Consider the following 9108-nt stretch of genomic DNA (forward strand, 5'->3'; position numbering starts at 1 on the left):
GCTTCTTCATGTCCGTCCTCTTGTGAGACGGACTCTACTAAGATCAGGTTGGCCCGGAAAACGGGGGGCAGGTCACGTGAGCTGTGCGAATGTGGATCCACCTCAGTCAGAAGGCTTGGCGCCGCTAATGCAACTTTGCTTCAGCAGGCCCTCGCTGATCTGCAAGCCGCTGAGAACCTAGCGGGGCTTCCGCCTTTGTACGGCGTCACGGTGATGGAAGGTACAAGCGTTGTGATTGATTTATTTGAGGCAGGAATGAGAATTCTGGCGACCATGCGCACCGTTGATCCTGCCAGCACGATTCAAGCAATGAGAATCGAGAAGGTCGACCTATGACTAGCGTAGACGCACTGCTCTCCGACTGGGCTAGCCCCCCTGGAGCAACTATCGCGAGTCTCATCAAGAAGAATGGAATTGAACTACCTCAGCTTGGCGAAGCCATCGGCATCGGCAGGGAAGACGTTGAGCGCCTGCTCGCGGGGAGCTTGGTGATTGACTCACTGATGGCTCAAGAGCTTTCATCTGCACTAGGTGGTTCAGTTGGCTTCTGGCTGAAGCGAGAGTCCGATTACCGAGAAGCTCTAGTTAAAAGTTGCGAAGTGGAGCCGAAGAACTGGATCAAGCAGTTCCCACTCCGTGAAATGAAACAGTGGGGGTGGATCACTGAAACCAGTGATGACTTCAATGAGCTGCTCAACTTTTTTGGCGTTACCTCTCCACGTAGTTGGCACGGAAAATACAAGGATCAGATCGGCGACTACGCCTTTCGTAGGGCGCAGGGTGCCGCCCGGATTGGACTCGTCACGTCTTGGCTGCGGCACAGTGAACAGCTTGGGGAAAGAATCGCGTGTAAGTTTTGGGATGCGAAAGAATTTCGACGGGTTCTCAATGAGTGCAAGCCGCTGAGCTACGAGCGAGATCCATCCTTGTTTATACCGCGACTACAAAGTCTATGTGCAGGTGCCGGTGTGGCTGTAGTGTTCGCGAGGTCCCCAAGCGGCTCAGGAATCAGTGGGGCTACTCGATTCGTAACGCCGGAAAAGGCTCTGCTCTGCCTCAGCCTGAGACATCTATCTGACGATCATCTTTGGTTTACTTTCTTCCACGAAGCGGGCCACTTGCTGTTACACAAGAGCGCAACTGCTCACTTGGAAGGTGACTCCTCTAGCTCAGAACAGCAGGAGCGAGAAGCGAACCAGTTCGCTCGAGAAGCGCTCGTGCCAAACGAGTTTCGAGCAAACCTCATTGCGGCGAAAAACAGTAGATACGAAATTGCTCGCTTAGCTAAACGATTGCGCATCTCCCCAGGAATTCTGGTTGGGCAGCTTCAGAAGGATGGGCTGATTCCATTCAGTCGCATGAACAACATGAAGCGCAGATACAAATGGCCTAGCCTCGATAACTGACGAATTTATTCGGACTCTTTTGCCAATTGCACAACGCATCCTCGAAGACCTGCATTCCCACTTTCATCTCAGCGTCTAGCAACTGTGCGGCCTTTTCCATTTGAGCTGCAGTAGCACCTTGTCCCAGTAACAGCGCACCTCCACGCTTTGGCCCTGTCGAGCTAGCGACATACATGGAAAGTGGCCAGATGTTGGCGACATCGAGCTTACCCAGCATGCAAAGGTAATCGAACTTGGCCAGTCGCCCGAAGCGCTTGACCCTCTTCATATCGTCATAGAGGAAAGCGAAAGCTAATCCGCCGTCATGCTCTGAAACTTCGTAAGCCCTCCCGAACATGTCGGCGTGAGACCCGTAGCTATTTACCCACTCCACGTACGAACCCAGAGTGGCACCGGTTCCTGATGCGCCTAGGCTTTCATATGGGCGGTGACCACCGAACTTGCCGGCCGACTTCAAGAGGTCTCTACTAGATTCAAGCCAAGTCAGCATCTGATCAACATTCGTCGATGCTCTTTTCCACGTCCATGGGCCGTGTTGATCACCCGAATAGAAGGCTCGAACAAGCGCCCACTTTGACCCCGGTCGCTGCCCAAAATGAGTGGCGAGAAAGACTAGCCATGATGCTTCATCCTGATCGCCTTGCATGCCCAGATGTGCGGCTCCTCGAATCGGATCAAACAGGGCAGACTGATGAGAAGCTCTGTCTGCCGACGCCCGCCGGTCAAGCAAGCCTGTCGCAAATTGCACACGACGAATGCTCTCAATGATTTGCATTGCAAAGACGATGCGAGCGCCTTCGTCTGCGATCCCCGGCGCTTCCAGCCCATTTCGCTCGGCTCTTTCGATTGCAGCTAGGACCAAGTTCAGTGATTTTTGATCATGTACTTTCAGCGATCGATGCAGCAGTGACATTTATATCCCCAGCATTCGTTCTGTTGAAGAGCTCAGCCTGCGTGATTACCCCCGGCTTACGCAAGCGCCTGGCCCTCTTCTCAATAGCGAAATCAAACACGCTAGACGACATCTCGCTTCGCAACCTATTGAGGAAGGAGAGCTTGCTTCCTTTCGAGAGCTGGCGTCCTCTTATTGCAGCGTAGATCGCCAAGAGCCTCCCAATGTCTTTCCAGTATTCATCAAGTCCACTTGGCGCAGGCGCCGTGCAACCCTCTATTCTCACTGCCCTTTCGTAGTCAACGAGCTCTCGGATCGCATGCCACGCCGAACCATCTGGCATTGGCGGCATGAAGACCCGTTCTTGAAATCCCTCATCAAGATACTGCCTTGCATCGAACTCGTTCTCGGCATAAAGGTGCAAGCTTCCAACTGCGTGAGAGTATGTGCCCAAGCCGAGACCGAGCTCTTTAGCCAGAATTTCCTGCAACATCGTGAAAGCAAAGACGTCATGGGGGAGCCCGATGAAGGCGTCATTGGATCGCATAGACGCAAAGGCATGCAATTGCCCTCCTCGAATGAAAAACTGTAGAAAGCAGGTGCACGGCGGTGATTTAGTGGCTCTGAGGTCCCCAGCATCATAGAGCTGGATCACGGCACGCCTGCTTGAGGGCTTCAGCCGTAGAAGTTTGATGACCTCATCGATCTGATTAATGTCTCTCATGCCGAACAGACGAGGACCGTATGCGCTTCTTACCGTTTTCCCGTCATCTGATTCCTCCTTGTACTTTGAAATGTAGTAAGCGATCTGATCAACATCATCGCTACCCGACAAGTACCAGAAGAGTTCACCCAAACAGCTGAACAGCTGGCCACGCACGGCGGCGATGCTCATGCGTGCTCTAGGATTCTCGATCCTAATCAGGGCGCCAACAAGTTCGCGGGACGCTTTCCTTGTGGATACGACAGAGTACGCTCGCCTCGAAACGAGGAGCGACTTGAGAACTCTGTACAAAGCGTCGTCTAAGGTTGATCCTCGAAATAGCATACCCCCCCCCTCTGGCCGAGCATACCTTCGTTTACCTTCGTTGACACCCTACCGCAGCGGGGTCTCCACAAGTGGAGAGATCAGAGAACATTTCGGTTTGAATCGCGCCTCCAGTTGGGCGCTCTCGCGCAAGCAGTTCTCCGAGCCCCCTCTAACCACTGTTTTCGCCTTCGCGACCGATGAGGCTGCTTTCCGCTAGATGCGGCGCAACGTCGCGCCCGATGCTCGTCAGTTTCGGGAGATGAGGGTCAGAGTCGACTCTTTTTCTTTTCCATGTCCAACGTCCGCTCTTGGCCGACAGCAGTCGCAAGGCAAGAGCTTAGGCATATCCCGGATGGCCGGATGCCTGATAATCGCGATGAAAAGACAGTTGGCCTTCAAATCATCACAAGGCCCATAAGCCTTGGTGCTACAAGCACTCAGGCTTCGTGGAACATGAACTCTTGAATTACTTTTACCGATATTTTTACCGGCAAACCTACTTTTTGGCGCTATCGGTTCGCCAGTAAATTGATTGAATTCAAAGAGTTATTGGTGCCGCTTATCCGAATCGAACGGATGACCTACTGTTTACAAGACAGTTGCTCTACCAACTGAGCTAAAGCGGCATGGGTGGTGCACCGGCGGCAGTGCCGCGGTCCGGGGGATTCTAGCGCAACCGCGCGCATTCCAGCGACCGGCTCTGGGCCGCGCCGCTGCGCTGCTGGGCCTGGGCCGGCTGCGTGCCTGCCGCCAGCTGGCCTTCCAACCACCACTGGCCGGAATCGCCGCTGGCCACCAGGCGCGGTTGGAAGCCGGCGGCCTGCACCGCCGCCACGCGGCGCTCGGCACCTTCGCGGTTGCGGTACTGGCCCAACGCCACGGCGTTGATGTCCTCGCCCTGGCTGATGATGTAGTAGTCGCTCAGGCCGGCGGCGACGATGCGCTTCACCGTGGCCTGCGCTTCTTCCCGGTTGGCGGCGGCCGGCAGCAGCACGCGGTAGCGGGCACTGCCGCTGGCGGCGGGCTGTTCGCGCAGGCGCACCTGGCTGATGGCATTGCCGGCCTTGCCCTGTGCGGCGGTCGCGGCGGCGCGATCGGCAAACGGGCCCAGTGCGACACAGCGCGGCGGCTCCGGGGCGGCTGGCGGCGTCGCGGGCTTTTCCGCAACCGATGCGGGCGCGGGCTTGGCGGCCGCAGCAACGGCCACGGGTGCGGGTGCAGGCGCCGCCTCGGCCACCTGTGGCTTGGCCACCTCGGGCTTGGCCGGCACCGCAGGCGCAGGCGTCGCTGCCACGTCGGTCTTCTCGGCCGGTTCGCGCTCCATCAGCGGTGCGGTCGGGGCGGCAGCGGTGGCTTCGGCAGCGGCCGTCGCATCAGCCCCACCCGGCACCCAGCGCAGCTCGGCCACGCCGGCCGGTTGCGGCGGCGGCGCGGGCGCTTGCGGCGCATCACGCAGCAGCCACCAGCAGGCGACGCCAAGATTGAGGATGGCCAGTACGACGATCAGGGCACGGGTCAGCATGCGCGGATACTAGCCTGCGGGCTGGTGCACCGCCCAGCGGGCGAGGCCATCCAGCACCAGCGACGGGTGGTAGTCGGCGCTGGGCAGCAGCGGCATCAGCGCGGGTGCGCCACCACCGTGCACCAGCAGCGACGGTGCCACGCCCAACAGCGCGTGCGCCTGCTGCGCGCTGCGTTCGATCAGCGCCACGGCCGCGCCATCGCAGCCGGAGGCCAGCGCGTCGGCGGTGTCGTTGGCGAATTCGCTGTAGTCGCCGCCGGTGGCCGGCAGCTGCACCGCACGCGCGTGCAGTGCTTCGCGCATGGTGGTGGGCGATGCGGAGATACGGCCGCCGTGGTGCTGGCCATCGGCGTCGAGCAGGTCAATGGTCAACGCGGTGCCCACGCCAACCACCAGCACCGGGCGCTGCGCCTTGGCGGCCGCCAGCAGGGCCAGGAAGCGGTCAACACCGAACTTTTCCGGCTTGGCGTAGGCGATGCGCACGCCGGCGCATTCGGCGCTGGTGCGCACCACATGCACGTGTTCGAAGCGGCGCTGCAGCTGGTCCAGCATGGCGCTGGTCAGCGACGGTGCGGCCACGCTGGCGACGAACGCGGTGGTGCCGCTGGGCAGGCTGTGCGGCGGCTGCCCGGCCATGCCTTCGGCGCCATGCGCCCAGGCCTGCACATCGCCGGCACGGTCACCCTGCAACGGCGCGAACTTGAAGCGCGAGTTGCCGAGGTCGAACAACCAATCGCTCATGCCGCCCTCACGCTGACTTCGCCGGCGTGCAGCAGGCGTTCCCGGCCATCAATGCGCACGCGCAGCGCGCCGTCATCGGCCAGGCCCAGCGCGGTGCCGTGCTGCCACTGCCCTTCCAGCTCCACGCGCACTTCGCGGCCGGCCAGCATGTCGAAGGCGGCGTAGCGCGGCAGGAACGGCGCGAGGCCTTCGCGATCGAATTCCTCCAGCGCCGGCAGCAGGCGTGTCAGCACTGCGGCGACCACCACGTTGCGGTCCACCGGCTTGCCGGCCAGTGTGTCCAGATCTACCCATGGCTGGGTGATCTGCTCGGCAAACGACGGCGGCATGTGCGTGTTGATGCCGATGCCGATCACTGCGCGCGCCGGGCCGGCGTATTCGCCACCACCTTCGGCGAGCAGGCCGACCAGCTTGCGCTTGCCATCGACGATCAGGTCATTCGGCCACTTCAGCTGCGCCTGGGTGAAACCGAGGTCATGCAGCGCTTCGGCCACGGCGATGCCGGCCACCAGGCTCAGCCCGGCCAGGCGGCCGAGGCCACCGGAGTACAGGCGCAGCACCGACAGGTAGACGTGCGCGGCCAGCGGCGAGGCCCAGGTACGGCCACGACGGCCGCGGCCACCGGTCTGGCGTTCGGCCAGCAGGACGCTCACCCCGCGCTGGGGCGCGCTGCAACGCAGCAATTCGGCGTTGGTGGAGTCCACCGTCCAGGCCACCTGCAGGTCGTGCAGCAGCGGCAGAACCGCGGCAGGCAGGCCGGCGCGCATCGCGTCCGGGTCCAGCAGGTCGACCGGTCGGGTCAGGCCATAGCCCTCGCCAGCACGGCCTTCCACGCCCACGCCGGCAGCCCTAAGTCCTTGAATACGCTTCCAAATGGCCGCCCGGGTCTGGCCCAGCTCACGGGCCAGGGCGTCGCCGGACAGGCGACCGGCAGCGAGTTTGGCCAGCAATTGGCGATCGTCCACGGCAGCTTCCACGAAGTCAGGACGGAATTATGCGGGAAAGCCGCCAGCGACGCCCGCCACGCTGGGTTCCGCAGTGGCTTCCAACGGGGCGCCGGGTTCGGGCTAGAATCGGGAACTCACCTTCCCTTAACGTGGATGTCGTCAATGCGCCGTTATGCCCATTGCCTGATCCTGCTGATGATGCCCTTCGCGGCGTCTGCAACGGCAGCGCTGGACGACAGCCGTGGGGCATGCGTGTCCTCCAACGGGGATGCCGCTTCGCAGCGTGCGCCGGTCGCCAGCGCCGCGGCCGCCACGACCAAGCCGGCACCGGTACGCCCGGCAGCCAACACCAGCACCGGTGGCGGCGGCAGCGATGACGACGTGCTGCAGCGCATCCGCGCACCGAAGTGGCACAGCTACCTGCCGGGAATGTTCCGCTGATCAAGTCGTTGCTGCAGTGGCTGCGGCCTGCGCCGAGGCCGATTGACGATGCGCTTTGGGATAACGCCTGCCGCCGCGCGGCCTGGTTGCACGGCCTGGACGACGCGCGTCGCGCGCGCCTGCGCGTGCTGGCCACGCGCTTCCTGCACGAGAAGACCATCACCCCGATCGGCGAGCTGCAGTTGCAGCCCGGCGATGGCGTGCTGCTGGCCGCGCTGTGCTGCCTGCCGCTGCTGGAGTTCGGCGAGGTGGGGCTGGAAGGCTGGTCGCAGCTGATCGTCTACCCCGATGCGTTCCGCGTGCACCGCAGCCACATGGATGCAGCCGGCGTGCTGCACGAATGGGATGACGAGCTGATTGGCGAATCATGGGACAGCGGTCCGTTGATCCTGTCCTGGGCCGATGTGCAGGCCGACCTGGCCGCGCCGCACGAGGGTTACTGCGTGGCGGTGCACGAGATGGTGCACAAGCTGGATGCGCTGGATGGCGCGATGGATGGCACGCCGCCGCTGCCGCGGCAATGGCAGCGCGAGTGGGCCGGCATTTTCCAGCGTGCCTACGATGCGTTCTGTGCGCAGGTGGATGCGGGTGAGGAAACGTTGATCGACCCGTATGCGGCCGAAGCGCCGGAAGAGTTCTTCGCGGTGGCCAGCGAGTACCACTTCTCGGCACCGGATCTGCTGCAGCAGGCGTTGCCGGAGGTGGCCGCGCAGCTGCGGCGGTTCTATGGCGAGCCGCCGGCGTTCGAACAACGGTAGTGCCGGCCGCTGGCCGGCACGCTCATGCTCTTCGGTGGCATTGCCAGGTTGCCGGCCAGCGGCCGGCACTACCGATTGAAGGGGTTTACGGTCCCGGCGGCAGGCGCACTTCGAAGCGGGCGCCGCCGAGTTCACTGGAACGGCCGACGGCCAGTTCACCGCGGTAATCCTTGATCAGGTCCTGCACGATTGACAGGCCGATGCCATGGCCCTGCACGCGCTCGTCGCCGCGCACGCCACGCTGCAGCACCTTGCCGATGTCGTCCGGGGCGATGCCCGGGCCATCGTCGTCCACCGCCAGCAGCAGGCCGGCGCGACGCGCGTTCGGTGCCGGCAGCGGCTGCGCGGTCAGCAGCACGCGGCGGTTGGCCCACTTGAAGGCGTTTTCCAGCAGGTTGCCGAGCAGTTCCTGCAGGTCGCCCGGTTCGCCGTGGAAGCGCGCGGCCGGGTCGATGTCGAACTCGCACAGCACGCCCTTGGAGGCGTAGACCTTCTCCAGTCCACGCACGATTTCCTCGGCATTGGATTCGATCGGCAGCGGCGCGGAGAACAGCTTGTGGCCCGACGACGCCGCGCGTGCCAGCTGGTACGAGACCAGGTTGTTCATGCGCTGCAGCTGCACGTCCAGTTCCTCGCGCAGCGCGCCATCACCGGCACCGCTGTCCATCTGCGTGCGCAGCACCGCGATCGGTGTCTTCAGGCTGTGCGCCAGGTCGGCCAGGGTGTTGCGCTGGCGCTCCAGGTTCTCGCGCTCACTCTCGATGAAGGCGTTGATGCTGTCGGTCAGCGGTTCCAGCTCGCGCGGGTGGCGCTCGCTCATGCGCGCGGTCTCGCCGCGCTGCACCTTGGTCAGCTCGGTAATGACCCGCCGCAGCGGGCGCAGGCTCCACTGCAGGATGACGGTCTGCAGCAGCAGCAGGATCAGGCCGATGCCACCCAGGTAGAACCAGACCCGGCTGCGGAACACGCGCAGCTGCGCGCCCAGCGCGCGCGAGTCTTCCATCACGTAGATGGTGTACGGGAATTCGGTGGCGGGGTCGGCATCGGCGTCCCACACCAGGCCCAGGCCATAGCGGTACACAGAGCCCTGGCTGCCATCGATCTGGATCATCGGCAGCGGGCCTTCGAACACTTCCTGGCGCGGCGCCAGCAGGCCACCGCCCACGGTGGGCAGCATCGGGCCTTCGGCGGACATCGAATTGCCCTTGCCGTGTGGCATCACCACCTGCAGGTACAGGCCGCTGCCCGGAACGTCGAAGCGCGAATCCGGCGGCTGCTCGCGGATGTACAGCGAGCGGTCGCGGCTACCGTTTCGCGATCCCGCGCAACGAGGGCTGAGCCGGCTCACCCTGGCGATAACACGATGTCCGG

Annotated in this window: 10 protein-coding genes and 1 tRNA gene; 4 read left to right on the forward strand and 7 right to left on the reverse strand. The window is 62.7% G+C overall.

All coding sequences use genetic code 11. From position 1 onward, the window contains the following. Both O0J73_RS19775 and O0J73_RS19780 read left to right on the forward strand, forming a co-directional pair. Positions 1-336: hypothetical protein (locus O0J73_RS19775; RefSeq protein WP_308309437.1), on the forward strand; the 336-nt coding region annotated here is incomplete at its 5' end. Continuing rightward, entirely contained in the window at positions 333-1406 is a 1074-nt protein-coding gene (locus O0J73_RS19780) for an ImmA/IrrE family metallo-endopeptidase (RefSeq protein WP_308309438.1), read from the forward strand. The genes O0J73_RS19775 and O0J73_RS19780, both read left to right, overlap by 4 nt. Here the strand turns inward: O0J73_RS19780 and O0J73_RS19785 are convergent. From O0J73_RS19785 to birA, 6 genes are all read right to left on the reverse strand, one after another. Next, positions 1390-2319 (reverse strand): hypothetical protein, encoded by a 930-nt coding sequence (locus O0J73_RS19785; protein WP_308309439.1) that lies wholly within the window; start codon positions 2317-2319, stop codon positions 1390-1392. The two genes, O0J73_RS19780 and O0J73_RS19785, sit on opposite strands and share 17 nt — an antisense overlap. Beyond that, the gene (locus O0J73_RS19790; protein WP_308309440.1) at positions 2285-3193 is read right to left on the reverse strand and encodes a thymidylate synthase; all 909 of its coding nucleotides are present in this window, start codon (positions 3191-3193) and stop codon (positions 2285-2287) included. Before O0J73_RS19790 ends, O0J73_RS19785 begins: the two co-directional genes overlap by 35 nt. A 685-nt stretch (positions 3194-3878) precedes the next feature. Next, a tRNA-Thr gene (locus tag O0J73_RS19795) sits at positions 3879-3954 on the reverse strand. A gap of 41 nt (positions 3955-3995) precedes the next feature. After that, a complete protein-coding gene (locus O0J73_RS19800; protein WP_308309441.1) occupies positions 3996-4850 on the reverse strand; it encodes an SPOR domain-containing protein in 855 nt (284 codons plus the stop codon). 9 nt (positions 4851-4859) lie between these two features. Next, a complete protein-coding gene (locus O0J73_RS19805) occupies positions 4860-5591 on the reverse strand; it encodes a type III pantothenate kinase (protein WP_308309442.1) in 732 nt (243 codons plus the stop codon). Next, complete coding sequence (gene birA / locus O0J73_RS19810; protein ID WP_308309443.1) at positions 5588-6556, reverse strand: bifunctional biotin--[acetyl-CoA-carboxylase] ligase/biotin operon repressor BirA; 969 nt, start codon at positions 6554-6556, stop codon at positions 5588-5590. Before birA ends, O0J73_RS19805 begins: the two co-directional genes overlap by 4 nt. A gap of 144 nt (positions 6557-6700) precedes the next feature. Between birA and O0J73_RS19815 the strand changes: the two genes are divergently transcribed. Together O0J73_RS19815 and O0J73_RS19820 are read left to right on the forward strand one after the other, a co-directional pair. Further along, positions 6701-6979 (forward strand): hypothetical protein, encoded by a 279-nt coding sequence (locus O0J73_RS19815; RefSeq protein WP_049456584.1) that lies wholly within the window; start codon positions 6701-6703, stop codon positions 6977-6979. Positions 6980-6987: 8 nt separating this feature from the next. Beyond that, complete coding sequence (locus O0J73_RS19820; RefSeq protein WP_053448523.1) at positions 6988-7737, forward strand: M90 family metallopeptidase; 750 nt, start codon at positions 6988-6990, stop codon at positions 7735-7737. 85 nt (positions 7738-7822) lie between these two features. Here the strand turns inward: O0J73_RS19820 and O0J73_RS19825 are convergent. Continuing rightward, the coding region (locus O0J73_RS19825) for a sensor histidine kinase (RefSeq protein WP_308309444.1) at positions 7823-9108 on the reverse strand (1286 nt) is incomplete at its 5' end.

Source organism: Stenotrophomonas sp. Sm6012 (assembly GCF_030985895.1).
GTDB lineage: Bacteria > Pseudomonadota > Gammaproteobacteria > Xanthomonadales > Xanthomonadaceae > Stenotrophomonas > Stenotrophomonas forensis.